Origin of the sequence: Pedobacter agri, assembly GCF_032678665.1 — a bacterium.
GTDB classification, from domain to species: domain Bacteria; phylum Bacteroidota; class Bacteroidia; order Sphingobacteriales; family Sphingobacteriaceae; genus Pedobacter; species Pedobacter agri_A.
This window is the reverse complement of sequence record NZ_JAVTSH010000007.1, coordinates 349,768-374,596: the sequence shown is the minus strand read 5'-3', so window position 1 is coordinate 374,596 and position 24,829 is coordinate 349,768. Positions and strand designations below refer to the sequence as shown.

Genomic DNA, 24,829 nt, shown 5'->3' with positions numbered 1-24,829 from the left:
TATTTATTGAACCATATAGGCATATAGTTATATAGTTTTGATTGGTTTAAGATCTAATATTTATCAGTTCGGTATTCGCTACCAATGGTGGCCACCTAAACCTGATGGTACGGAAATCCTTTTTGGGGGTAGGAACCTCGAACATTAGCAAACCATCCCCAAAAAGATTGGAGGGACAGCAGGACTGAAACTGACATTGGAACACTGTATTTGCTTTACAAAATATTTTTAACGCAAATTAATATTCATCTTTAATTTAATTGATACTATCTTCGCGGCGTACTAATACTAATAAATTTGAACACCGTATCTCAGCTGAAAAAGGGCGAATTGAAAGGAGCCATTTCTGTAAAACTTTCTGAAAATTTAACAGAATTTCCGGTTGAACTTTTTGAATTAGTAGAGACACTTGAATATCTCGACTTATCTTCAAACAGACTAACAAGTTTGCCAGTTGATTTTTATCGCTTTAAAAAACTTAGGATCTTTTTTGCCTCGGATAATTTATTTGACACTTTTCCGGAAGTGTTGGGGAGGTGTGAATCATTGGACACCGTTGGTTTTAAAGCAAACAAGATTGAGGTTATACCAGAGGATGCGCTACATGCAAATTTGAGATGGCTTATTTTAACCAATAATAAACTCAGCGCATTGCCGGAATCTATTGGCAGCTGTAAGCGGTTGCAGAAGCTCATGTTGGCGGGTAACCAATTAGCATTACTTCCAGATGCCTTGAATCAATGTAAACAACTATCACTATTAAGAATATCGGCCAATAGATTGACACAGTTACCTGATTGGATTTTTACGCTGCCAAATTTAGCCTGGCTAGCATTCGCCGGTAATGATTTTAAAAATGATTTTGTTTATGCTGACGCTGAAGAGCTGTCGGTTGATGAACTTATAATAAAGGATTTGCTTGGTGAGGGCGCTTCTGGCACCATTTACGAGGCACAAAGATTGAGCGATGGTACAAGTACGAACGTCGCCGTAAAAGTGTTTAAAGGTGAGGTAACGAGCGATGGCTATCCTGATGATGAGATGAATGCTTATATCGCTGCTGGCAGTCACCCAGCGTTGGTTGGTTTGTTAGGTAGAGTGAATTTGCTGAAGGAGAAAAAACGAGGTTTAGTTATGGACCTAATTCCGAAAAACTTTTTTAATCTCGGATGCCCGCCAAGTTTAGACAGTTGTACCAGAGATGTCTTTAGTGATGAGGTTAGCTTATCGAAGATTCAAGTATTAAAAGTTGCCCGTAATATGGCGTCGGTAAGTAAACATTTACACGCCAGAGGATTAATTCACGGCGATTTATATGCTCATAATATTTTGATAAACGAAGCTGGTGAAGCACTGTTTGGCGACTTTGGAGCTGCTTCATTTTACGATAAAAACAACGCGGCACTTGCTTTTTATTTAGAAAGAATAGAAGTTAAAGCATATGGCTATCTTCTCGATGACTTGTTAACCATTTGCATGGACGAGGAAAAATCTTTTATTTCTAAATTGGAGGCGCTTCGTGACGAGTGTTTATCACTAGCGCTTTCTGTACGCCCTGGTTTTGATGAAATTGTAAAAAAACTAGAGGCGTTGCCAGCCTAAATGCCAGCCTCTTCTTTCACTGCTAACTGACCACAGGCTGCATCAATATCCTTACCACGACTACGACGTATATTCGTGTTGATTCCCTGACTTTTCAGATAGTTTGAAAACGCATCGATTTTATCTCCCTCGGCATTGGTAAAATCGGCAAATGAGATCGGGTTGTACTCAATAAGATTTACTTTGCAGGGAATGTGTTTGCAAAATTTTGCTAAATCCATCGCATCTGATATCTCATCGTTAAAATGATTAAAAACGATGTACTCGTATGTTACCGGATTTTTTGTTTTAGCAAAATAATATTTTAAAGCATCAGCCAGGGCCTTTAATGAATTTGCCTCATTAATAGGCATAATTTCATTTCTCTTTTTATCATCAGCTGCGTGTAATGAAAGCGCAAGATTAAATTTGGCACCATCGTCACCAAGCTTTTTTATCATTTTAGCGATGCCAGCAGTTGAAACGGTAATGCGCTTGTAACTCATGTTTAAGCCATCAGGCGCCGTTATCCTTTCAATTGATTTAAGTACGTTAGCATAGTTTAAAAGGGGTTCGCCCATGCCCATGTACACGATATTTGTTAGCGGATTGTTGTAATTTTGTTTAGCCTGCTTATCAATTAATACCACCTGATCGTAAATTTCATCGGCATTTAAGTTACGTTTACGATCCATGTAACCCGTTGCACAGAACTTACAGGTTAAACTACAGCCCACCTGCGAACTCACACATGCCGTCATTCTATCTTCCAGTGGAATCAAAACGCCTTCCACGATGTTTCCATCGGCTAAGCGAAAGGTGTTTTTAATGGTATGATCGTTACTGAACTGAGAGTTATTAACCTGAACAGCGTTTATTGAGAAACTATCATCTAATGTTTTGCGCAATTCTTTTGAAAGATTGCTCATGTCATCAAATTTAGTTGCCGATTTCTCCCATAACCACTGATAGATTTGTTTTGCCCTAAATGCAGGCTGTTGCATTGCAGTTAAGTGTTGTTGCAATTGCGGCAAATCTAGTGAGCGGATATCGATTTTTTTTGCTGTTGTCATTTGCTGCAAAGGTACTTAAAATGCCTTTAAGCTGAAAGCATAAAAAGGAAAGCAAAACGCTAGGCGTCAGAATTTTACAATTATCAAGCTATCTGCCTCTTTGCCTGATATTTGATTTCCCTGAAGATTTACCTTTTGCCGGCTTCGAATTTCTCGAAGATGAAGCACCTCTAGCAGCAGGTTTGCCTGAAGGATGCGAGGCTGCTTTTTTTCCGGCTCCTGACTTTTTTGCAGGCTTACCAGGTTTAAACGTTCTTTTCTGTTGTTCTTGCTTGAGTGCTGGAATCTCTTCCCAGGAGTTGGTTTTCTTTTTAGTGTTTTTAGGCTTTGATGCAGCTTCAGAAGAAGATTTTTCAACACTCTTCATAATGCCATTCATTTCATCTTCATCCAGTTCCCGAAACTCGCCGGTTGGAATACCCTTTAAATTAATATTCATAATCCTGGTGCGTTCTAACTTCGTCACCTCATAACCAAAGTGTTCACACATCCGGCGAATCTGCCTGTTTAAACCCTGGATCAAAATAATATTAAATACAAAAGTGCTGATTTGACGGACTTTACATTTTCGGGTATTTACGCCCAAAATCGGTACGCCGTTGCTCATTTCAAATACAAAATCATCTGTGATCTGTTTGTTAACCGTAACCAGATATTCTTTTTCGTGTTTGTTTCCAGCCCTTAATATTTTATTGACGATGTCGCCATTGTTGGTCAGGAAAATTAAACCTGAAGAATCTTTATCTAACCTTCCAATTGGAAAGATGCGCTCACTGTGGTTTACATAATCCACAATATTGTCTTTCACATTCGATTCTGTAGTACTGGTAATGCCCACAGGTTTATTGAAAGCCAGGAGAATAAAGTTTGATTCTTCTTTAGGCTCGATGTTATGGCCGTTCACCATCACTTTATCGCCGGCAAAAACCTGATCGCCAATTTTCGCCCTTTTGCCGTTTATGAAAACATTTCCTTTCTCAATAAACCGATCAGCCTCACGGCGAGAACATAATCCACTTTCGCTGATAAATTTATTTAAACGGGTTGCAGTATTATTGTTCATGCTGCAATTTTACGGAAATAAATTTGTTTAATTCAGCGGCAATCTGATTTTCAATAATCGTTTAGTTTTTTGAACAACGATGTTTTTTTCGGTTGTGTGCAGGAAACACCTGCTTGCACCAAAGGTATTTGTTCCTTAGAATAATTCGGTGCTTCCAGGGCGAGGGCTCACAACTAACGAAGTCGTTAAAAATTTTGGTCATCCGCACTTGGACCGTAGCTGCCAGGAATAGGAATATCTAATAACCTTAAATAAACGCCGAGCTGAGCCCTATGATGCGTAATCTGGCTAAAGGCAACGCGAATCATCTCATATTTAGTGAGGTCGCCCAGAATTTGATCGCCATTTCTCAAAATCCATTGATTGTTGAGTATTTCAGGATCTACCTTTTCTAATTCAGACTTTCCATTTGCATAACTTTCTTCCAGAAGTTTGAGTAAATCATTATTGCTTGCTACTGGTTTTTCCTCGTATGGTGCCGTGGCGAAATCAAGTCCATCTGCAGTAATGGCCAAACTCACCCATGATGGAAGTTCAGCAATATGGCTTGCCAATGCTTTCATTCTCATGCTTTTTTCGTGTGGCGCCCAATCAAATTTATCTGCCGGTACCAGATTCAGGAATTTTTTGCTTGTCTCAAATTCAGACTGAAATTCTTTTAATAATGCTTTAATGATATCCATATTTTTTTGTTTTATGTTTTCAACTGCGTTTAATTTCATCAATAATAAGTCTGCTATACTCATGGTTTATGATTTAGTTTAGGCAAAGAAAGTTAGGCTGAGTGACAACCCTATGGCAGTGTAAAAAAAAATCTTATAAAAGCTTTGTCTATCTCATAAATTTAAGAAGCTTGATTGATTAATTATCCTTAAAAATAAATATGTTTGAAAAATGGATAGCATCAGGATTAACACCGCTCAAAATATTGATATCGAGTACGAGATTGCCGGACTAGGCGAACGAATAGCGGCTAGATGCATTGATATTGCTGGCTTTGCAATTTTGTTAATTGTATTCTGGATTTTAACGATAATCGCTTCGTTTAGCTTTTCGGGAACTGCTTCAATGATCGTATTGATTGTTTATCTTCTTATTTTTGCTTTTTATGATCTGGTTTGCGAATTAACAATGAACGGGCAAACGTTCGGCAAAAAAATCATGAAGATTAAAGTAGTAGGCCTGGAAGGAACGCAGCCAACCTTTGGTCAATATCTAATCAGGTGGTTGTTCAGGATGATCGATTTTGGATTTCCCTTTGGATGGGGGGTGATTGCATTGGTATCAGTAGCAATTACAAAAAATCATCAACGTTTAGGCGATTTATTGGCAAAAACAACACTCATTAAAACAACGCCTCGTACACAACTTAATCATGTGGCCTTCAATTTTAGTTTGCCAGAAAATTATGAACCACAATTTAAGGAAGTGATGCATTTAAATGATCGAGACGTGGAACTTATTCATGAAGTGCTTACAGGATATTATCAAACCGGTAATGCAGATTTAATCTACGCTATGTCTTCAAAAATTAAAACACACATTTTTGTTTCAATTCCATCTGGAATGAATGAGTTGCAGTTTTTGGAAACGGTGCTGAAGGATTATAATTATGTTACATCAAGCGCTAATGCCTAGCTGTTGTTAACATTTTGATCAGATAAGAAATCATTACGAAATTGCCGACAGCAATAATGAGTATTTTTATGACCAGAGAATTATTTTTAACAGGAAAGCGGTAGTGTATACCTGCTATTAAAAATAGAATAATTAATGGAATTGTAGGCGGATAATAATGCCAGCTATTGGCTAAATTGCCTTGCAAAAGTGCAATAAGGGATCTTTGAAACCCACAGCCAGGACAATCAATTCCTGTTAGGGCTTTAAAAGGGCAGGGTATTAAATGATTTTGCAGCCAATCAATCATGTTGATTAGGCTGCAAAATATAAATGTGATACTCATCAGTAATAATTACACTACCGGTGGAGGATTATCATTTGGTTTATTTTGATCTCCAAAAGGTTTGTTTTGATTGCCAAAAGGATTATTTGGACTATTAAATGGGTTGTTAGGATTGTTAAAAGGATTGTTTCCAAAACCACCATTTTGTGCTTCAGCGGCAGATGGGCCTAAATATCGTGCATCTCCAAATCCTAAAATAGGCCAAAAAATGTAAGGGAAGATTACTAAACCAACCGTAAAACCTTCTGATTTGCCAAAACTTTTACTCACTAAGTTATAAAGCCAAATCATGAAAACGATGTTTACGCATGGAATGATCAGCCACAAAATCCAAATCATTGGTTTTCCAACAATTTCCAATAAGATAATGAGGTTATAAATAGGAATGATTGCTGCCCAGCCTGGTTTACCAGCTTTTTCAAATACTTTCCACATTCCAATCACCAAAACGACGATGATTGCTAAATAAAAAATTACTGCTCCAGCTCCAATCCCTGCGGCTACTCCGCTTGCTTCGTACTCATTCATTTTTCTCTGTTTTTAAGTGTTAATAGATAAATCGTTAAACTAAAGTAAAATTTTTAATTTAAAAACAGAACAAATAAAGTTGAAAGTTATTTTAATACAGCCAAAACTTTTGGGAATAATGCATTGGCCCATTCAGAATACATTTTACTGCTTGGGTGTAAACCATCATTTGCGATAAGGGATAAGTCGGATAGTGCTTTTCTTGATCCTGGTGTGATGTTAGTGTAACTTACACCCGCTGCAACTGTAATTTCCTGGTTAGCAGCATTGAAATTGTCGATTTCCGTAGAAATGCTTTGCTGGCTCTTACCAGCGCTTTTGGCAAAGGGCGTTACACCCCAATCGGGGATTGAGATTACAAAAACTTTAGTTTTATCTCCATTGGCAAAAGAAATTGCGGTTTGTAACAATTCCGAGAATTCTTTTTTATAGGTAATGATGGAGTTTCCCCGATATTGATTATTTACACCAATAAGTAGGGTAACAAAATCGAATTTTTGGGTCAGCTTTGCTTGAAGAATTGCTTTTTGGAGTTCATCGGTTGTCCAGCCTGTAGTGGCAATAACTTTGGGTGTGGTTACATTAATTCTTTCAGTTTTAAGCAAATTTTGTAATTGATAAGGGAAAGATTCGACTTGTTTAACCGATTCGCCAATGGTGTATGAGTCACCTAAAGCCAGATAGCTTTTTTCATCGCTCGGAGTTACGATTGCCGGTTTAGCCATTGAATCAATTGCAGACATGTTTTGCGTTTTTGTACATGCCGAAGTTAAAAAATATAATAATGCAACACTCCATAAAACTTTCATACTTCAACTTACGGAAATGATAAAATAAAAGTTTTAGGGGGATTGAGATCACTCAAACAACTCCATTTTGAATAGTTCTGCAATGTGGGTTTTGAGTTTTCCCTTCACTTCTTCCATATCAAGCTTATGGCCCAATTCCTGTTCAAGAGATGTTACTGCTTTATCATCAATGCCACAGGGCACAATATTTTTAAAATAATCCAAATCAACATTCACATTAAAGGCAAAGCCATGCATGGTTACCCAGCGGCTGCAGCGAACACCCATGGCGCAAATTTTACGGGCTTTGTCATTGTCAGGATCTAGCCAAACGCCAGTATAGCCCGGGTAACGGCCAGCCTCAATGCCATAATCTTTTAGTGTCAAAATCACCGCTTCTTCGAGGGTGCGAAGGTATAAATGGATGTCGGTGAAAAAATTATCCAAATCTAAAATAGGATAACCTACAATTTGGCCAGGACCATGATAGGTGATGTCGCCGCCTCTGTTTATTTTATGGTAAGTAGCTTGTTTATCTTTTAGTCCTTGCTCATCAAGTAATAAATTTTCCGGATGGCCGCTTTTGCCCAAAGTATAAACATGCGGATGCTCATTAAAAATGAGGTAATTCGGTGTCGCGAGCTGCGTGCCGTCTAACTTGTTTTGCGTTTTTAAGGCTACAGTTTTATTTAGTAACTCCTCCTGTGCATCCCAGGCGTTTTGGTAATCTGTTAAACCCCAATCGATAAATTGCGTAGGAATTAATTTTTCTCCTGATTGTTTCTCGGCCATCTCTTTTATCTCTCTAATCAAGTATTAAGTAGTTACATAGCCCAACATGTAACCATCATTGGTTTTAAAATAATTTACAGTCAGTTCTTTTGTTCCTGAAGGAAGTTCTACAATAGCATTTAAATTTCCCTCGCTTTTCAGCTTAAAAGGCTTAATGTGAATGTCTCGCTTAAATTCTAAACCTTTTTTTCCATGCCACTTATATATGGCTTCTTTTGCGCACCAGGCTACATAAAGTCCGTCGATATTATCGCCTATTTGTTTCTGAGCGAGTTCTATATCACTCAAAAATTTATGTTTGATGCTTTTAATTTTGTGCTTAATTAATTCGATATCAATACCAACTGCATGCTTTTTACTAATCATCACAGCAGCATAATCATAAGAATGGCTCAGCGATATTTGATAATCAAAATTTGTTAAATAAGGTTTGCCATCTTCATCAAACTGGCAGTCGATGTATTCTTTGGTATTAAGCATGGTGCGTAAAAGCAATCGCGTGCTTAGCCAGTGTAACAGCCTTTTGCCATTGTTTAAAGAGGATATGATATCGAGTTCGTGTTGTTTGAGCTGCAAACCAGCTAACATTTCAGCTTCAGTTTCTTCAATTTTCCAGATTGCAAGAACCGAGTCCTCATCAACATTTTTATTATAAATTATTGGCATTTATAAAATTGAGATTAGCATGTGAAACTATCTTAATAAATTGATAATTTAGGCCAAAAATACGCATAAAAAAAATGATATTATCGGATAAAAGGATATTAGAAGAGATTGACAAGGGAACAATCATTATTGAGCCCTTTAAAAGAGAGAGCTTAGGTACCAATTCATACGATGTACATTTAGGCAAATACCTTGCAACTTACAAAAACAGAGTTTTGGATGCCAAACAGCATAATGAAATCGAACATTTCGAAATTCCAAAAGATGGATTTGTTTTACATCCAGGAACACTTTATTTGGGGGTTACATTGGAATATACAGAAACGCATGGTCATGTACCCTTTCTGGAAGGTAAAAGCAGCACCGGTCGTTTAGGAATTGATATTCATGCCACTGCAGGTAAAGGCGATGTTGGTTTTTGCAATACCTGGACGCTGGAGATATCAGTGGCGCAGCCAGTAAAGGTTTATGCCGGCATGCCGATTGGTCAACTCATTTATTTTGTTGTGGAAGGAAATATTGAAACCATGTACAACACCAAGGGCAATGCGAAGTATAATAATAAAACCACCAGGCCTGTTGAAAGCATGATGTGGAAGAATAAATTCTGAGGTTAATATTCACGTTACCTTCATAAAAATATGCCTCGGGTTTTGTACCTTGAGGCATATTTTATTTTTACCCTAACTACAAATGAAATTCAAAATTACCCTCGCAATCTGCATTCTCACACTTCTTTTTGGTTTCACTGCATTTAAAATGGACGACGATCCTTTTACACTGCTGTTAAAAAAACTTGACGACTACACCAATAAGTTTCCTCAGGAGAAAGTTCATATACACCTTGATAAACCCTACTACGCCATTGGAGATGACATCTGGTTTAAAGGTTATGTAGTCAACACCAAAACATCGGCGCCTTCTCAAATGAGTAAAGTGTTGTATGTAGAACTCATCAACGAAAAGGATTCAGTTAAAAGGCAGGTGAAACTGCCGTTAATTAGCGGCATTACCTGGGGAGATTTTAAATTAACAGATTCTTTGAGTGAGGGTAATTACCGTATCAGGGCATATACCAACTACATGCGTAACTTCGGTACGGAGTTTTTTTTCGATAAAACCATCAAGATTGGAAACAGTTGGGCGAATAAAGTTTTTACGAAGACCGACTATGCGTTTACAAAAGAAAACAATACCGACAAAGTTGTGGCCACCATTCATTTTGAAGATAAAACTGGTGTTGCTTACAAGGAAAACGAGCTAAGTTATGATGTTCAGTTGGATTACAAATCGGTTGCTAAAGGAAAAACTAAAACGAGTCTTTCAGGCGATGCCGTAATTAATTTTACAAGCAATCAGTTACTGGCAAATAAATCAGGCCGGATAGTCGCTACATTAACGCTTGAAAATAAACAAAAAGTTGTTAAAACAATTCCAATCACCTCTACCTCCAACGATGTTGATGTACAGTTTTTACCTGAAGGAGGCTCACTCATCGAAAATCTTCCACAAAAAATTGCGGTAAAATCAGTTAACACCTCCGGGCGTGGAGAAGACATCAAAGGCGCCATTGTTGATGAATCAGGAATCACGATTACTTCGTTTGAGACCAGTTATTTGGGGATGGGAAGTTTTGTTTTTAATTCACAACCTGGTAAAAGCTATACCGCCAAAATTACATTCAAAGACGGATCAAACAAAGATTTTAAGTTGCCGGTTACGCAGAAAAGCGGCTATACACTTACCGTAAATAATTTAGACACGGCTAAGGTGGTTGTAAAAATCCTGGCTAGTGAAAGTATGGTAAATGGTAGCGAACTTAAGGTAGTAGCGCAACAGTCAGGAAATGTTTTTTATGTATCGAAAGCCAAAATGGACAAACAAGTTTTGATGGCCACCATTCCGAAGAAAAACCTTCCCATTGGCGTGGTGCAGTTTACCTTATTTTCAGCTACTAACCAACCTGTTGCCGAACGTTTAATCTTTGTAAATAACACTGTTGATTTAATCAATGTAAATTTAAATACTTCCGCAGTATCAACCAGCAGAAAAGGTAAGTCAAGCTTTAGTTTCGAGGCCAGTAACCAAAATAAACCGGTGTTAAGTAGCTTTTCTGTTGCCGTTACCAATGCAACAAAAGTAACTCCCGATGAAGATAATGAAACCAATATCCTCACCTCATTACTGCTAACTTCCGATTTAACCGGGTATATTGAAAAACCCAATCATTATTTTTTGAATAATGATGTTAAAACAATGAAAGAGCTTGATAACCTGATGCTAACACAAGGCTGGAGCCGCTTTTTATGGAGAAATATAGCCGCCGGAACTGGACCTGCCATTACCTACAAACCAGAAAACTCAATAACCATTAGTGGCACGGTGATGAAAGGTGGTAAACCGGTGCCGGGGGGTAAAGTGATGTTAATGGCTACCAAGGGATCGTTTTTTATCCTCGATACCGTTACAAACGCTGATGGGAAATTTGTTTTTGATAACCTTACTTTCCCTGATAGCACAAAATTTGTGGTACAGGCCAGAACCAAAACAGAGCGGAAATTTGTAGATATTAATGTCGATATTGTTCCAAACCAGATCGTAACAAAAAACAAAAATTCAGCTGATATAGAAGTGAATGTAAATAACTCTTTGATGAAATATATTAAAGAAAGTGATAATTATTTTAACGAAATGACCCGGCTGGGTTTACTCGAACGAACAATTAAACTTGAAGAAGTCACCATCACAGAGAAAAGAAATCCTGCTAAAAACTCAGCTAACTTAAATGGGGCGGGTAGGGCAGATTACGTCCTCACTGCCGACGATCTGTCAACTTGCATCACTTTATCACAATGTTTGCAAGGCCGGTTGCCAGGTGTTTTATTTAGAGGAAACATTCCTTATTTGATGCGGAGCCAAAATACACCCATGCAGATTATTTTAGACGGAATGCGTGTTGAAGCTGATTTTTTAGACAATATTATTCCTTCGGATGTAGAATCAATCGAGCTTTTGAAAACAATCGGTAATACAGCCATTTACGGCTCGCAAGGCGGGGGAGGTGTACTTGTGATTACTACCAAACGCGGTGGTGGAACGGCTAGTTACAATCATTATGCACCAGGTGTAGTCACCTTGAACCCTAAAGGATTTTCTGCTTCCAGAGAATTTTATGCGCCGAAATACGATGCTGAAGTTAATAACAGCCGGGCTGATTTACGTACAACCATCTATTGGAATCCGCAAGTTGTTGCCGAAAATGATGGTAAAGGGAAATTTGAATTTTACAATGCTGATGAACCTGGGCAATATAGGGTAGTGATGGAAGGAATAGATGCTTTCGGTCATTTGGCTAGAAAAGTTTACACTTATGATGTTAAATAGGGAAAAATAAATAAATTTGAATATTATGCTAGCATAGTTAATGTGCTGCGTTTAATATTCAATCATTAATCTTGATTACTGTTTAATATGAATACAATAAAAGTAAGTGTTAAGGATAGATTAGCCACCATCACATTAAGTAGGGGAAAATCAAATGCATTAAATGGCGAGTTGATTACCGAGCTGGATGATATGTTGAAAAACATTTCAGCAGATGACAACATAGGTGGGGTTATTTTAACAGGTAATGCGCCATTTTTTTCTGCAGGCTTGGATCTGGTTGAACTTTATGATTTTAACGAAGCGCAGGCAGAAGCTTTCTGGAAGCTGTTTTTAAATTTCACAGCAAACCTGGTTGCATTTAAAAAACCTCTGGTTGCAGCGATCAGTGGTCATAGTCCTGCGGGTGGTTGTGTCATGGCACTTGCCTGCGATTATCGCATCATGGCCGAAGGCCAGTATATTATTGGTTTAAATGAAGTGCCAGTTGGTATTATCGTTCCAAACAGCATTTTTCAGTTATATTCTTTTTGGCTTGGCAAAGCTGAGGCAACACGGAGTTTACTTGCCGGAAAATTGTACAATCCTGAAGAAGCATTAAAAGTTGGTTTGATAGATGAGCTGGTGAAAAACGAAGGTTTGTTAACTGCAGCCGAAAGGAAAATCAAAAAGTACATGGAGCTCGAAAGCAATACCTGGTCGCAAAGCAAGTTAAATATTAGGCAAGATTTAATCGAGGCTGTTTCTGCAGATGAAACTGAAACCTTAGAAAAAATGCTGACCCAGTGGTGGTCGCCAACAACCCGTCATATTCTAAAAACAATTATTGCAAGCCTACAGAGAAAGTAGTTTATTAGCATCTCCAATTATCATTCAATAATTAACCGATTAACCAAATATTATGCTCAACTATAATTCACCAATGCTTAGAGAAGATGCTTTAAAAGGGAAAACCATTGTAATTACTGGCGGTGGAACCGGATTAGGAAAAGCCATGGGTATTTATTTTTTGAAATTAGGTGCCAATTTGGTTATTACCAGCCGCAAGCAAGAAGTTTTGCAGAAAACTGCTGATGAAATGGAAGAGAAAACCGGAGGCAAAGTTTTAGCGGTGGCTTGCGATGTTCGTGAGGTAGTGCAGGTAGAGAACGTGCTAACGAAAACATTGGAGCGTTTTGGATCTGTAGATGTGCTGTTAAATAATGCGGCAGGTAATTTCATCTCTCCAACCGAAAGGTTATCGGCCAATGCCTTTTCATCTATTATTGATATTGTATTAAAAGGAACAGTAAACTGTACACTCACTTTTGGGAAACACTGGATTAAAGAAAAACAGGCTGCGACAGTATTAAACATCGTTACCACTTATGCTTTTACAGGTTCTGCTTATGTGGTTCCTTCGGCTTGTGCAAAAGGAGGTGTATTGGCATTAACCCGATCGTTGGCGGTAGAGTGGGGTAAATATGGTATCCGTACCAATGCCATTGCACCAGGCCCATTCCCTACCAAAGGTGCGTGGGAAAGGTTGCTGCCTGGAGATTTAGCCAAAAAATTCGATTTCAAAAACCGCGTGCCGCTGAAGAGAGTGGGCGAACATCAGGAACTTGCCAATCTGGCTGCATTTCTGGTAAGCGATTTTTCAGGATATATTAACGGTGAAGTGATCACAATTGATGGAGGTGAATGGCTGCAAGGTGCCGGCCAAATGAACGGCTTGGAGGCTATTCCAAATGAGATGTGGGATATGTTAGAGCAAATGACCAGAAGCGCAAAGGGAAGTTAAAAGTAAAAAGTTGAAAGTACCTATGGGTGGATTTTTTCGCTAAGTCACCCAATTTCCAAGTTACATCATCGCCAATTCACTAATCCCCCAATCCCAGCTTTCTAACTGATCAACTTTCCAACATTTCAATATTCAATTTTCCAACACTAATCCTATCTTTGCCGGTATGAATATCTTACTTTTAGGTTCAGGCGGCAGAGAAAGTGCTTTTGCCTGGAAAATGAGCCAGTCTTCGCACTGCGATAAGTTGATTATTGCACCAGGAAATGGCGGTACGGGCATGTATGGTACCAATATCAACATCAACGTAAACGATTTTGATTCCATTAAAAAAGTAGTTCTGGCCGAAAATATCAACTTGGTTGTAGTTGGTCCTGAAGAGCCTTTGGTAAATGGTATTCATGATTTCTTTCTGGCCGATCAGGCCATTGCGCATATTCCGGTGATTGGTCCGAAGAAAGAAGGTGCCATTCTAGAAGGCAGCAAGGATTTCTCTAAACAATTTATGGAACGTCACGGCATTCCAACTGCAGCTTCTAAATCATTCACTCCAGAAACTTTAGCAGATGGTTTAGCCTATCTGGAAACGCATGCTTTGCCAGTGGTTTTAAAAGCTGATGGCCTGGCTGCAGGAAAAGGTGTTTTAATCTGCACTGAAACGGTAGAAGCTCAGGAAGAACTTAAGCTGATGCTTGGTGGTAAGTTTGGCGCTGCAGGTGCAACTGTTGTTATTGAGGAATTTTTAAGTGGTATTGAACTTTCCGTTTTTATTTTAAGCGACGGAGAAAACTATGTTACGCTTCCATCAGCTAAAGATTATAAAAGAATTGGGCAGGGCGATACAGGTTTAAATACGGGCGGAATGGGTTCTGTTTCTCCGGTTCCTTTTGCTACAACAGAATTTCTGCAAAAGGTAGAGGAAAGGATTATCAAACCCACTGTAGATGGTTTAAAAAAGGATAATATCGATTATACAGGTTTTATTTTCTTCGGCTTAATTAAAGTTGGCGACGATCCTTTTGTAATTGAGTATAATGCCCGTATGGGCGATCCGGAGACGGAAAGTGTAATTCCGCGTATTGAAAATGATTTGGTGGAATTATTTATGGCCACGGCAAATAAACAATTAAATCAGGTTAGTTTAATGATTTCTGATCAAACAGCTGCCACAGTAATGATTGTTGCTGGTGGTTATCCTGGCGAGTATTTAAAAGGCAAAGCAATAAGTGGAATTGAAAATCTTCGTCACTCAAATGCTTTTCATGCCGGAACACTTTTAGATAATGATGTGGTAAAAACCAATGGAGGGCGAGTAATTGCCATCACTAGTTTGCAAAAGGATTTATTTACCGCTTTACAATCTGCAACGGCCGATGCCGGTAGAATTTATTTCGATGGAAAATATTTCAGAGAAGATATTGGTTTTGATTTAATATAATCTGCTATACAAAAGAGCCGCCGATTTACAGACTGATAATGATCTGCAAATCGGCGGCTTTTCTTTTAAACAATATTTTCTTACTTCGATTTACTTCCCAATAATTCCTGCAATCTGGTTTGTAACTCAGCTTCTCTTAAATCACGGGCTACAATTTTTCCTGTCGGATCAATTAAAAAGTTCGCCGGAATGGAACGGATGCCATACATCTTTGCCACTTCATTATTCCAGAATTGTAAATCAGAAACGTGCGTCCAGGTTAATTTGTCTGCATGTATTGCCTTTAACCAAGCCTCTTTTTGGCCTGGTCTATCTAAAGAAACGCCTAAAACAGTGAATCCTTTATCTTTAAATTTATTGTAAGCTAAAACTACGTTCGGATTTTCCTGGCGGCAAGGGCCACACCATGATGCCCAAAAATCAACCAATACGTATTTGCCTTTGAAATCAGATAATTTTACTGGCTTTCCTGTAGTATCTGCTTGCGTAAAGTCCATTGCCATTACACCAACGGCAGTTTTTTTACCTGCTTCGAAAACTTGAGCCAACTGCTTACCCATTGAGGTAGCTTTTAGTTCAGGAGAAAGCGTAGTAAATGCTTTTTCTGCAGCTGTAGCTTTCTCCGGGTCGCTAGCCAACTGACCAATTGCAGTTAAACTGATGTATGATTTTGGATTGGCACTTGCAAATTGCAACATGATTGGGTTTAACCCTTCAGCAGCTTTCTCATAACGGCCTCTTAAGCCATCCATAACTTCTTTATTTTGCTTTTGTTCAGGAGTAAAAGCATTGTATTCAGCGTTAATAGCCACTAACTGGTCGGTTACCGGCTTCGTTAAAGCTTTAAGCTTCTTAGCATCGTCGTTAACGGACGATCCGGTAATCGTAGCATTCTTTAAAGAGTCGGCAGCAGTTAACTTAATTGTACCTGGTTCAACATAAATAGATAAACCATCCAATTTTTCTCCCTGAGCCGGACGATTAACGTAAGGGTTTTTGTTTAAATACAAACTTCCCTGTTTTGGGTTAGCTAAAGTGCCCTTGAACGCGAAAGTGCCATTGGCAACAGTAGTAGAATCGGTAATATTTTTTTGTTCTCCTTGATAAATCAGGAATATTTTATCGCCGGTTTTTAGCCCTTTTATATCTCCACTTAATGTGAAAGGCTTTTGTGCGAATGCTGCAAATGGTAAAATTGCTATTGCAGCCAATAATGTTCTTTTCATGAATATAATTTAGTGTTTCTCAAAGTTAGGAATATATGTTTTCAGAACGTAAAAGCTTGTGTAAAATTATGATAGCTTTTGAAAGGTCCTCCACCACAAATCTGGCATCTCACCACTCACGGCAGTCTGGTAATCATCGTAACGGCATGGAACCAGGTGGTAGCGCTCATTTTTCGATTGTCCGGAAGGGTATGGAACCTGCATCCACCAACGATCTGATTTTTTGCTTTTTACAAATGCCATTTCACCCGAACCATCTTTTAAACTGGTTCGATAAATCATAAACTGTGATTTTGGTGTTAACGGAAAATCTTTTTTACGGGCATAAAATCCATCCATAAAATACCAGATCATCTGCGCCAGCAAAAAGGCAGTTTGGCCATTGTTATCATAGGCAGGGTTAAATTCATAAAACCCTATCGAAGTTAGTTTATCATTCATTCCAGCATATCGGGAAATTCTGCAAGCTTCTTCGCCATCAAAGCCATTTGGTGTTGTATTTGCATTGGCTGCGGCATCTGCCGAACGGATTGCGCCCAAGTCGAAACTAATCATATTCGCATTGCGGATAATCGGTTCCGTTAAAGTAATATCCTGTGCAAATTCGCCTAACCGGTGCACATCAAAATACAGCTTATCCATCACACTTAAGCTTTCCTGATTTACGAAATACGTCTGATAGCCAATGTTACTGTAGTTGAAAAGATAGTTGGGTTGATGGAGGAAAATTTTATTCAGGTAGCAATCTGATCGGGTTGCAATTCCTTCATTATCGTCATCACCAATATCAAACTGATTGTCGATAATTACCAAATCAACCTTCTGCTCTAAATTTTCGTAACCAAGATATTGTGCGTAAGTTAAATCCTGTCCTCCGCCAATAATAATTGGAATAATATCTTTTTTAATGAGCTCGGATACCACCATTCTAACGGCAACATAAGTGTCGGCTACCGTTGCCCCGTGTTTAATGTTGCCAAGATCAACAATCCTGCTGGTAAAAGCACCTTCATTTAATTTGTAAAACTTTTCTCTGAAATAATCAGGCGCCAGTGCACAACCCTCGTTATTTACCGCACCTCTTCCATCCAGCACACCAATAATGGCTAAATCATAAGTATTTTCTTCAAAGTCAGGAAATGATTCGGTGAAAATATGGGCCTTTAAACCTAGCTGACTGGTTAAAAACCCTTGTTTCGGTGTAAAACTATCGGCGTTTATTGGGGAAAAGAAATCCGTTAATGACATATATTTAAAACTCTCGGCTCAAATATCTATTTTTGAATGCGTATTTCCACATATAGCTCGAAAAAAATAAAATGATACTGGTAACCGGCGGCACGGGATTTTTAGGGTCTGAATTGATAAAGCAGTTAACCGATAAAGGTTTAGCTGTTCGGGCGTTGAAACGAAAAAACTCAAAAATTCCTGCACTCATTTCAGCGAGTGGCTTAATTCAATGGTTTGAAGCCGACATTAATGAACCTGCTGATTTGGAAGAAGCTTTTGAAGATGTCACAGCAGTTTATCATTGTGCTGCATTTGTTTCACTAAGTGCGAAGCACAAAAAAAAGCTGTTTCATGTAAATATCGATGGTACATCTAATATCGTAAACCTTTGTTTAGAACGTAATTGCAGGCTTTTGCACGTGAGCTCCATTGCTGCTTTGGGACTGACAAAAAAAGGGAATAAGGAAATTACTGAAAAGGATTTCTGGGAGTATGATGCTAAAGCCCATGCTTATGCGCTTTCCAAGTACGAGGCTGAAATGGAAGTATGGCGGGGAATTAACGAAGGTGCAAATGCTGTAATCGTAAATCCATCGGTCATAATTGGCAAAAATGCAGGCTTTGAAGGAAGCGGGGCCATTTTTAAGCTGGTAAAAGATGGTTTCCCATTTTATACTGATGGTGCATCAGGTTTTGTGGATGTTGAAGATGTTGCCAAAGCAATGATTTTATTAATGAATAGTGAAGTTTCAGGTGAACGCTATATTATTTCAGCCGGAGATGTTCATTACAAAGATTTGTTTACTCAAATTGCGTCCAGTTTTGGAGTTAAACCACCCACCAAAGAAGCAAAACCCTGGATGCTTGGAATAGCCTGGAGGGCACTAAAATTTGTTTCCGTTTTTACCGGTAAAGAGCCATCAATAACAAAAGATACCGCAAACAGCAGTATTACGTTAAGTTATTACAATAATAATAAGGTGATTGATCAGACTGGAATCGTTTTTAAACCAGTTGAACAAAGCATTCGAGAAATTATCCAACATTTAAAATAATGCCCAAACAAAAAGCGTATTACATTATCGATTTCGATAGCACTTTTACCCAGGTAGAAGCGCTTGATGAACTCGCCAGAATCTCTTTAAAGAACCACCCAGACAAAGAGGCCATTTTCCAGAAAATTGAAGATTACACCAACTTTGCAATGGAAGGCAAACTTTCCTTCTCTGAAAGTTTAGCACAACGTGTTAAATTGCTGGAAGCAAGTGAAGATCATTTAAAACTCCTCATTAAACACCTGAAAAAGAAGGTTTCCACTTCGTTTTCGCGTAATGCTGAGTTTTTTAAAAAACATGCAGATGAAGTGCTCATTGTTTCCGGCGGATTTAAGGAATTTATCACTCCGGTAGTGAGTCAGTATCACATTAAAAAGGAAAATATTTACGCCAATACTTTTGTAACCACAGGTGATGGAAAAATAATCGATTATGACCATGCGAATCCTTTAAGCGAGGAAGGTGGAAAAGTGAAGTTGTTACAACATCTAAAATTGGAAGGCGAATTGTTTGGTATTGGTGATGGTTATTCTGATTTTCAATTACGCGAAAGTGGCTTAATTAATAAATTTTTCGCCTTTACCGAAAATATTGCCCGTGAAAGCATTGTTTCCCGAGCCGACCACGTTACACCAAGTTTTGATGAGTTTCTTTACGTAAATGACCTTCCAAGAGCCATTTCTTATCCAAAAAATAGAATTTTGTGCCTGGTTATCGGTAATGTTGATCCTTTAACCATTTCAATATTAAAAAATGATGGTTTATCAATCAGGCATAAAACCTCGTTCGAAGAAAAGTATGTTAAGGATGTGGGCATTATCATTTTCGCCGAGGGCGAGAAAATGGATAAAGAGCAGTTAAAAAATGCAGCGAAACTGAAAACGATTGGTTATCTGGGCAACGCTAAAAACAAAATTGATTTTGACCTTTGTACCAAACAAGGGATCGTGGTTTTCGATGATCCCAAGAATAACCCAAGGAATATTGATTTTATTCCAAAACGTGTAGCCGATTTTATGAACACAGGTGCGACTTACCTGAGTAGCAATTTTCCGAATTTGCAGCTGCCTAAAATCGAAAAATCTCACCGTTTGATTCACATTCATCAAAATGTACCTGGTATTATGGCGAAAATTAATACAGTTTTTGCCAAGCATGATATTAACATCGTGAGTCAGTTTTTAATGACTAACCCTGAAATTGGATATGCCATTACCGATATAAATACGGAGTACGATAAACAATTATTTAAATCATTAAAAAAGATTGAGCATACCATCAAGTTTAGGGTATTATATTAACTGAATAAAACATGAAACAGGTTATCATCGTATTTGTTGGAGGTGGTTTAGGGAGTTTGGCAAGATATTGTGTTACCAGGTTATCCGCAAATCGGCTGATGAAATTTCCCTATGCAACATTAACATCAAATGTTTTAAGCTGTTTAATCATGGGTTTATTTCTGGGTTATTTCTTACAGAAATCAAGCTTAAACGAAAATTTGAAACTTTTTGTAATTACCGGTTTTTGCGGAGGTTTCAGTACCTATTCTACTTATACCTTAGAGACGATTAACCTGTATAAAGATAATCACATCGGAATGGCGCTATTAAATATCCTAATCAATTTTAGTCTTTGTGTGGCTGGTATTTTAGCTGGAATGTATCTTTCAAAGCTAAAGCTGGCTTAATTAAACGTATGCATGGATTTTACACCAGAAATAAAAGATAAACTTCAACAGTTACAGGAAAAATATACAGCTATGGGGCAAGATATGGCCTCTTATTTGGATGGTTTGTTATATGCAGATTTTCTTACCTATTGGGATTATATCCATTTGGATACTTTATTGAGTTTGCAAAACCCGAAAACGCCAATTCCTGATGAGGAAATTTTCATCATGTACCATCAGATTACAGAGCTTTATTTCAAACTGGCTTTACATGAATGCCGGCAAATTGCTGAACATGAAAATTTAACTGTTGAATTTTTTACAGCCCGTGTTAAAAGAATTAATGCTTATTTCAACGCATTAACTACATCTTTCGAGGTTATGGTTGATGGCATGGAGAAAGAACAGTTCCTTAAATTTCGCATGTCGCTTTTACCTGCAAGTGGATTTCAATCTGGCCAGTACCGCATGATTGAAATTTGTGCAACCGATTTTATTCGCCTGGTAGATAAAAGTAAACGCAATGAATTAGGTACCGCAACTATTGAGGAACAATTTGAACACATTTATTGGAAATTTGGTGCAACTGAATTGGCCAGCGGTAAACAAACCTTAACCCTAAAGCAGTTCATTAAAAAATATGCAGCTCAGTTTCTACAGTTGGCAAAAGATCGATCTCTTACAAATTTCGCTGCGCTTTATCATCAGCTGGCTGCTAAAGGAGCAGATGTTTCAGCGCTTGCTGAAGAACTACGCAAACTTGATCTTTACGTTAACGTAGAGTGGCCTTTATCTCATTATAAATCCGCTGTGCGTTATTTAGAGAAAGATCCTGTTGATGTGGCTGCTACAGGAGGAACCAACTGGCAAAAATATTTGCCTCCGCGTTTTCAAAAAAGAATCTTTTATCCGTTTTTATGGACAGAAGAACAGATGGACGAATGGGGAAAAGGGTGGGTGCTTAGTGTACTCAAAACACTCAAAAACAAAGATTAATATCAGAAAAGACTATTAAGAAAGCTTGTTTTTTGCTACTTTGCAAAAAAAAATATATAGATGGAGTGAATGAAAGGGTAAGTGAGTGTTTCCAATTTGTAAACATGCTCCAATTCAAACATTCTCTAATTCAAAATTCAAATACAATGACCGAGACATTAGATATAAAAATCACTAAGGCCGCTCAAACCAGGTTGGCAGTTACTGATTTTTCTCAATTACCGTTCGGTAAGGTTTTTACCGATCACATGTTTACTGCTGATTATGAAGACGGCGAATGGAGAAATTTACAGATTATTCCTTACGGACCAATTCCAATGAGCCCTGCAATTTCTGCACTTCACTACGGCCAGGCCATTTTTGAAGGCTTAAAAGCTTACCGCCAGCCTGATGGAAAAATTAGTGTTTTCCGTGCTGATAAAAACTTTGAGCGTTTTAATAAATCTGCAGCTAGAATGTCGATGCCAACTATTCCTGAAGAAATATTTATGCAGGGTTTAGCATCGCTGATTAATGTTGATGAAAAGTGGGTGCCAAATCAGGAAGACTATGCCCTATACATTCGTCCGGTAATGTTTGCAACTGATCCTTATCTGGGTGTAAAAGCATCAGATACATATAAGTTTGCTTTGTTAACCACACCAACTGGTCCGTATTACAGTTCAGCATTAAAAGTTAAGATTGAAACTGAATTCACCCGTGCTGATGAAGGAGGTGTTGGTTTTGCTAAAACTGCTGGAAATTACGCCCGTTCTTTGTATCCTTTCGAGCAAGCAAAAAAGGAAGGTTTTGATCAGTTAATCTGGACCGATTCAGTTACTCATGAGTATATTGAAGAAGCTGGAACAGCAAACTTGATCTTTGTAATAAATGGCAAATTGGTTACGCCTTCAGTACGTAGCACAGTATTGGACGGTGTAACACGTGATACCATTATTAAACTTGCAAAAGAAGCAGGCATTGAGGTTGAAGAGCGCCGTGTTTCTGTTAAAGAAGTAATTGAAGGAATTGAAAATGGAACGTTAACAGAAGCTTTTGCTGCGGGTACTGCTGCAACGGTAACGCATGTAGGTGAAATTGGTTACCTCGGAGAAACCTATAAATTAACCGATCCATCAACAAGAAATGTTTCAAATGGAATCGCTAAAAAACTAAATGATATCCGTTACGGATTAGCAACAGATGAATTTGGTTGGAACTGGGTTTTGTAGTTCAATCTATTAGCATAAAAAAAGCCTCAAAATTTAAAAATTTTGAGGCTTTTTATTGAGCCATATCTTGCACTTTAAACCTTGCTCTTTGCTCTTTTATCCGTGCTCCTTTATCCTTGCTCTTTGCTCTTTTATCCTTGCTCTTTAATCCTTGCGCTTACTTATCCAAAATCACCACACCTTTAGCTTCAAAAGCCAGCTCCTTTTTCGGATCAGTGATTTTTGCCACTTCTTCCGGCGATTTTTTAGCATCTTCTGCATAGTGGCGTAAAGTTTCTACAGAGATGGTTTGTTTTTTAGCGATACCATCTAAAACAACATTTTTACCTACAATATCCATTGGCATAAAAAAAGCGTAATCTTTGAATGTTACACGCATCGGATCGCCGTTTGGCATTTGCAAAGTCATCCAGCAGCCTTTTTTCTTGCATACATCAACAACCTTACCTTCAATTTTCATATCAACGGTTTTTTTATCACCCATTGCTGCTTCCATCTTAGCTGCAGGCTTAACATCGCCAGGTTTTACTTCCTCGCCAAATTTCTGACCAGTATATGCTGTTTGTGCAAATCCAGCGGCTGCAAACAAGCAAAAGCTAAGACTTAAAATAATCTTTTTCATGGTTTGTTATTATTATTTGTTCCAGTTATTTATCTGACCCAAAGTTATTTAAAATTTTTCTAAATGGTGAAGACAAAAAAAATCCTCGCTAGCTCTCACTAACGAGGAAAATCATCCCTATTGTTATAGATCACATCCCATGATGTACAACATATTACCTTAGGCAAATGTTAAACCAAAATGCCAAAGCATAGTTGTTGTGCTGTTATTTGTCTGATTATTAATGTTTTGCGTATTTTATAAAGGGTGTGCCAAAAACAATGCTATTGTGTAATTGGGTAAATCATTCAGCTATCTGTAGAAAAACCGTGGAAAAATATCCCCATTAGTTTCATTATTTGTTTAGCTAACTGAAAACTTCTGGCATAAGATTCTGTTTAAAATTTTTGATCAGTCAATCTGAACTATTTAAATAAGTTAAGATAAAACTTTCAATCACTCATTATCAATATCTGGTAAATAATCTATAGGAAGAAGGTCGCCAAGTCGCAGATTAGCCCAGTGCCGCTCTAACTTTAAATTCATTGGATTAACAATAACGCCATTCCAATCAAAAAAAACATTTCCATCAATAATCGAAATTAAACTTGCCACTTCATTCATTTCATGGGTGGGGGTAAATGATTCTTCTTTTTTGTTGAATGATATTGATTTATATGACTTTTCAAGATCTTTTGGTCTACCTTTAATATAGGTGATATATAGCGAATTGATAAATTGGCAGGTGTCGCATCTAAAATTAGTTCTACCTTTCATTCCAGGTACTGTTACATATCCCCAGTTGTTAATGTAGTTGGTGTCAGTATTAATTTTAAGTGCGTATAGACGATTTTGATCAGTAAGTGCCGCAATGTGTTTTGATCTTAATTTTGTAGTGTCGATCACTTCAATATATTTTGGCAGTCCGAGCATGTTGCTCCAAAAAAAGAGTGAATCTTTATATGTTTGATTAGAACTTTTGCTAAAAAAACGAATTTTTTCTTTAATAAGCGTATCACTAAACCGAAACCTATTTCGCATTCTTGTATTTGTAGCCACTAAGAAACCACCTTCATTTTCTCTGTTAATATTACCTCCTAATACGGATCGGAAAAAGTGCTGAACTGAACCTGTATAGGCCTCTACTCGGTTTTCCTTCCATTGCAAGCGTTGTTTTTCGTTGCCCTGCATATTTTCAAATAAGACATATCCTATGTAAGAGATGAGCTCCTTTTTTTCATTTCGCTCGAAATCCTCAACAATATATTTCAGGCGATATCCTAGCGCCTTATTTTCAATAATCATAAAGCCGTTTGTGTAGGCCGTAAGTTTATTTTCTTCTTTTTCAAAATTAAGCTGGATAACTTTTGGATTAATAATTTTGCACTGCTTGCCGAATTTTGAAGAACCTAATATTTCCCGCTTAAACATTTCCAAATACTTGCTATCTGGCTTTATTGCCTTGGTAATTTTTACTTCATCTAAAGAAATGGTTTTTTCTTCCAGTGCAATAGTGGGTAGTTTCACATCAGATTGGATGTTTATCGGAACCTGATAAGTTTTAAAACCTACTACAGAAACGATAATTTCATAATTGCCTGGCTTTACATTATGGATGGTGAATCTGCCTTCATGATCTGTTTGTGTAGCGTTATCTGTTTTATTTACGAAAACTGTTGCACGCTCCAAAGGTTTATTACCGACTATGTTTAGTACCTTCCCTGTTATTTTGAACTGAGCAACAGCGAGATTTGAGCACAGCAGCATCAATAAAATAAC

General features: G+C 37.9%; 24 protein-coding genes. 12 read left to right on the top strand and 12 right to left on the bottom strand.

Translation table 11 applies throughout. The features are described 5' to 3' along the window. The first annotated feature begins 297 nt into the window (after positions 1-297). Positions 298-1,602, top strand: coding sequence for a leucine-rich repeat-containing protein kinase family protein (locus R2Q70_RS16390; RefSeq protein ID WP_316808628.1), 1,305 nt, complete (start codon positions 298-300; stop codon positions 1,600-1,602). On the opposite strand, the gene rlmN is transcribed toward R2Q70_RS16390, so the two are convergent. The 3 genes from rlmN to R2Q70_RS16375 form a co-directional block, all read right to left on the bottom strand. Further along, the gene (rlmN, locus tag R2Q70_RS16385; protein ID WP_316808627.1) at positions 1,599-2,654 is read right to left on the bottom strand and encodes a 23S rRNA (adenine(2503)-C(2))-methyltransferase RlmN; all 1,056 of its coding nucleotides are present in this window, start codon (positions 2,652-2,654) and stop codon (positions 1,599-1,601) included. The two genes, R2Q70_RS16390 and rlmN, sit on opposite strands and share 4 nt — an antisense overlap. An 88-nt stretch (positions 2,655-2,742) precedes the next feature. After that, complete coding sequence (gene rluF, locus R2Q70_RS16380) at positions 2,743-3,717, bottom strand: 23S rRNA pseudouridine(2604) synthase RluF (protein WP_316808626.1); 975 nt, start codon at positions 3,715-3,717, stop codon at positions 2,743-2,745. A 185-nt stretch (positions 3,718-3,902) separates the two neighbouring features. Continuing rightward, entirely contained in the window at positions 3,903-4,463 is a 561-nt protein-coding gene (locus R2Q70_RS16375; RefSeq protein WP_316808625.1) for a DinB family protein, read from the bottom strand. A gap of 148 nt (positions 4,464-4,611) precedes the next feature. On the opposite strand from R2Q70_RS16375, the gene R2Q70_RS16370 reads away from it, so the two are divergent. Further along, on the top strand, positions 4,612-5,355 hold the full coding sequence (locus R2Q70_RS16370; protein ID WP_316808624.1) for an RDD family protein: 744 nt from the start codon (positions 4,612-4,614) through the stop codon (positions 5,353-5,355). On the opposite strand, the gene R2Q70_RS21910 is transcribed toward R2Q70_RS16370, so the two are convergent. From R2Q70_RS21910 to R2Q70_RS16350, 5 genes are all read right to left on the bottom strand, one after another. Continuing rightward, a complete protein-coding gene (locus R2Q70_RS21910) occupies positions 5,345-5,644 on the bottom strand; it encodes a DUF2752 domain-containing protein (RefSeq protein WP_410478384.1) in 300 nt (99 codons plus the stop codon). The two genes, R2Q70_RS16370 and R2Q70_RS21910, sit on opposite strands and share 11 nt — an antisense overlap. A 45-nt stretch (positions 5,645-5,689) precedes the next feature. Further along, entirely contained in the window at positions 5,690-6,208 is a 519-nt protein-coding gene (locus tag R2Q70_RS16365; protein ID WP_316808623.1) for a DUF5684 domain-containing protein, read from the bottom strand. A gap of 86 nt (positions 6,209-6,294) precedes the next feature. Continuing rightward, positions 6,295-6,951, bottom strand: coding sequence for an SGNH/GDSL hydrolase family protein (locus tag R2Q70_RS16360; protein ID WP_316808622.1), 657 nt, complete (start codon positions 6,949-6,951; stop codon positions 6,295-6,297). Between the two features lie 114 nt (positions 6,952-7,065). Then, the gene (gene lipB, locus R2Q70_RS16355) at positions 7,066-7,788 is read right to left on the bottom strand and encodes a lipoyl(octanoyl) transferase LipB (protein WP_316808621.1); all 723 of its coding nucleotides are present in this window, start codon (positions 7,786-7,788) and stop codon (positions 7,066-7,068) included. Between the two features lie 24 nt (positions 7,789-7,812). After that, complete coding sequence (locus R2Q70_RS16350; protein WP_316808620.1) at positions 7,813-8,454, bottom strand: 4'-phosphopantetheinyl transferase family protein; 642 nt, start codon at positions 8,452-8,454, stop codon at positions 7,813-7,815. Between the two features lie 74 nt (positions 8,455-8,528). Here R2Q70_RS16350 and dcd point away from each other — a divergent pair, with 74 nt between their 5' ends. From dcd to purD, 5 genes are all read left to right on the top strand, one after another. Continuing rightward, positions 8,529-9,065 carry a dCTP deaminase gene (gene dcd, locus R2Q70_RS16345; protein WP_316808619.1) on the top strand — a complete coding sequence of 179 codons (537 nt, stop codon included), beginning with the start codon at positions 8,529-8,531 and terminating at the stop codon, positions 9,063-9,065. An 82-nt stretch (positions 9,066-9,147) separates the two neighbouring features. Continuing rightward, entirely contained in the window at positions 9,148-11,838 is a 2,691-nt protein-coding gene (locus tag R2Q70_RS16340; protein WP_316808618.1) for a TonB-dependent receptor plug domain-containing protein, read from the top strand. Between the two features lie 87 nt (positions 11,839-11,925). Beyond that, on the top strand, positions 11,926-12,687 hold the full coding sequence (locus R2Q70_RS16335; RefSeq protein ID WP_316808617.1) for an enoyl-CoA hydratase/isomerase family protein: 762 nt from the start codon (positions 11,926-11,928) through the stop codon (positions 12,685-12,687). Between the two features lie 52 nt (positions 12,688-12,739). After that, positions 12,740-13,621 (top strand): SDR family oxidoreductase, encoded by an 882-nt coding sequence (locus R2Q70_RS16330; protein WP_316808616.1) that lies wholly within the window; start codon positions 12,740-12,742, stop codon positions 13,619-13,621. A 166-nt stretch (positions 13,622-13,787) separates the two neighbouring features. Continuing rightward, entirely contained in the window at positions 13,788-15,059 is a 1,272-nt protein-coding gene (gene purD / locus R2Q70_RS16325; RefSeq protein ID WP_316808615.1) for a phosphoribosylamine--glycine ligase, read from the top strand. 80 nt (positions 15,060-15,139) lie between these two features. On the opposite strand, the gene R2Q70_RS16320 is transcribed toward purD, so the two are convergent. Then, on the bottom strand, positions 15,140-16,285 hold the full coding sequence (locus R2Q70_RS16320; protein ID WP_316808614.1) for a TlpA disulfide reductase family protein: 1,146 nt from the start codon (positions 16,283-16,285) through the stop codon (positions 15,140-15,142). 66 nt (positions 16,286-16,351) lie between these two features. Next, positions 16,352-17,533, bottom strand: coding sequence for a formimidoylglutamase (locus R2Q70_RS16315; protein WP_316808613.1), 1,182 nt, complete (start codon positions 17,531-17,533; stop codon positions 16,352-16,354). A 71-nt stretch (positions 17,534-17,604) separates the two neighbouring features. Here R2Q70_RS16315 and R2Q70_RS16310 point away from each other — a divergent pair, with 71 nt between their 5' ends. The 5 genes from R2Q70_RS16310 to R2Q70_RS16290 all read left to right on the top strand — a co-directional run bounded on the left by R2Q70_RS16310 (position 17,605) and on the right by R2Q70_RS16290 (position 22,449). Continuing rightward, positions 17,605-18,570, top strand: a complete 966-nt coding sequence (locus tag R2Q70_RS16310; protein ID WP_316808612.1) for an NAD-dependent epimerase/dehydratase family protein — start codon at positions 17,605-17,607, stop codon at positions 18,568-18,570. Beyond that, positions 18,570-19,871: an HAD-IB family phosphatase gene (locus tag R2Q70_RS16305; protein ID WP_316808611.1), complete on the top strand. Its 1,302-nt coding sequence runs from the start codon at positions 18,570-18,572 to the stop codon at positions 19,869-19,871. Before R2Q70_RS16310 ends, R2Q70_RS16305 begins: the two co-directional genes overlap by 1 nt. 11 nt (positions 19,872-19,882) lie before the next feature. Then, positions 19,883-20,260, top strand: a complete 378-nt coding sequence (gene crcB / locus R2Q70_RS16300; RefSeq protein WP_316808610.1) for a fluoride efflux transporter CrcB — start codon at positions 19,883-19,885, stop codon at positions 20,258-20,260. A gap of 12 nt (positions 20,261-20,272) precedes the next feature. Then, complete coding sequence (locus R2Q70_RS16295; RefSeq protein WP_316808609.1) at positions 20,273-21,238, top strand: tryptophan 2,3-dioxygenase family protein; 966 nt, start codon at positions 20,273-20,275, stop codon at positions 21,236-21,238. Between the two features lie 146 nt (positions 21,239-21,384). After that, positions 21,385-22,449, top strand: a complete 1,065-nt coding sequence (locus R2Q70_RS16290; protein WP_316808608.1) for a branched-chain amino acid aminotransferase — start codon at positions 21,385-21,387, stop codon at positions 22,447-22,449. 157 nt (positions 22,450-22,606) lie between these two features. Here R2Q70_RS16290 and R2Q70_RS16285 read toward each other — a convergent pair whose 3' ends face one another. Beyond that, on the bottom strand, positions 22,607-23,071 hold the full coding sequence (locus R2Q70_RS16285; protein ID WP_316808607.1) for a DUF4920 domain-containing protein: 465 nt from the start codon (positions 23,069-23,071) through the stop codon (positions 22,607-22,609). Between the two features lie 435 nt (positions 23,072-23,506). Then, the gene (locus tag R2Q70_RS16280) at positions 23,507-24,817 is read right to left on the bottom strand and encodes a carboxypeptidase-like regulatory domain-containing protein (RefSeq protein WP_316808631.1); all 1,311 of its coding nucleotides are present in this window, start codon (positions 24,815-24,817) and stop codon (positions 23,507-23,509) included. Between the last annotated feature and the right edge of the window lie 12 nt (positions 24,818-24,829).

Bases quoted from the DNA above. Each gene is read 5' to 3' on its own strand.
- rlmN (WP_316808627.1), bottom strand. From the start codon at position 2,654: ATGACAACAGCAAAAAAAATCGATATCCGCTCACTAGATTTGCCGCAA.
- rluF (WP_316808626.1), bottom strand. From the start codon at position 3,717: ATGAACAATAATACTGCAACCCGTTTAAATAAATTTATCAGCGAAAGT.
- R2Q70_RS16375 (WP_316808625.1), bottom strand. From the start codon at position 4,463: ATGAGTATAGCAGACTTATTATTGATGAAATTAAACGCAGTTGAAAAC.
- R2Q70_RS16370 (WP_316808624.1), top strand. From the start codon at position 4,612: ATGGATAGCATCAGGATTAACACCGCTCAAAATATTGATATCGAGTAC.
- R2Q70_RS21910 (WP_410478384.1), bottom strand. From the start codon at position 5,644: ATGATTGATTGGCTGCAAAATCATTTAATACCCTGCCCTTTTAAAGCC.
- R2Q70_RS16365 (WP_316808623.1), bottom strand. From the start codon at position 6,208: ATGAATGAGTACGAAGCAAGCGGAGTAGCCGCAGGGATTGGAGCTGGA.
- R2Q70_RS16360 (WP_316808622.1), bottom strand. From the start codon at position 6,951: ATGTCTGCAATTGATTCAATGGCTAAACCGGCAATCGTAACTCCGAGC.
- lipB (WP_316808621.1), bottom strand. From the start codon at position 7,788: ATGGCCGAGAAACAATCAGGAGAAAAATTAATTCCTACGCAATTTATC.
- R2Q70_RS16350 (WP_316808620.1), bottom strand. From the start codon at position 8,454: ATGCCAATAATTTATAATAAAAATGTTGATGAGGACTCGGTTCTTGCA.
- dcd (WP_316808619.1), top strand. From the start codon at position 8,529: ATGATATTATCGGATAAAAGGATATTAGAAGAGATTGACAAGGGAACA.
- R2Q70_RS16340 (WP_316808618.1), top strand. From the start codon at position 9,148: ATGAAATTCAAAATTACCCTCGCAATCTGCATTCTCACACTTCTTTTT.
- R2Q70_RS16335 (WP_316808617.1), top strand. From the start codon at position 11,926: ATGAATACAATAAAAGTAAGTGTTAAGGATAGATTAGCCACCATCACA.
- R2Q70_RS16330 (WP_316808616.1), top strand. From the start codon at position 12,740: ATGCTCAACTATAATTCACCAATGCTTAGAGAAGATGCTTTAAAAGGG.
- purD (WP_316808615.1), top strand. From the start codon at position 13,788: ATGAATATCTTACTTTTAGGTTCAGGCGGCAGAGAAAGTGCTTTTGCC.
- R2Q70_RS16320 (WP_316808614.1), bottom strand. From the start codon at position 16,285: ATGAAAAGAACATTATTGGCTGCAATAGCAATTTTACCATTTGCAGCA.
- R2Q70_RS16315 (WP_316808613.1), bottom strand. From the start codon at position 17,533: ATGTCATTAACGGATTTCTTTTCCCCAATAAACGCCGATAGTTTTACA.
- R2Q70_RS16310 (WP_316808612.1), top strand. From the start codon at position 17,605: ATGATACTGGTAACCGGCGGCACGGGATTTTTAGGGTCTGAATTGATA.
- R2Q70_RS16305 (WP_316808611.1), top strand. From the start codon at position 18,570: ATGCCCAAACAAAAAGCGTATTACATTATCGATTTCGATAGCACTTTT.
- crcB (WP_316808610.1), top strand. From the start codon at position 19,883: ATGAAACAGGTTATCATCGTATTTGTTGGAGGTGGTTTAGGGAGTTTG.
- R2Q70_RS16295 (WP_316808609.1), top strand. From the start codon at position 20,273: ATGGATTTTACACCAGAAATAAAAGATAAACTTCAACAGTTACAGGAA.
- R2Q70_RS16290 (WP_316808608.1), top strand. From the start codon at position 21,385: ATGACCGAGACATTAGATATAAAAATCACTAAGGCCGCTCAAACCAGG.
- R2Q70_RS16285 (WP_316808607.1), bottom strand. From the start codon at position 23,071: ATGAAAAAGATTATTTTAAGTCTTAGCTTTTGCTTGTTTGCAGCCGCT.
- R2Q70_RS16280 (WP_316808631.1), bottom strand. From the start codon at position 24,817: ATGCTGCTGTGCTCAAATCTCGCTGTTGCTCAGTTCAAAATAACAGGG.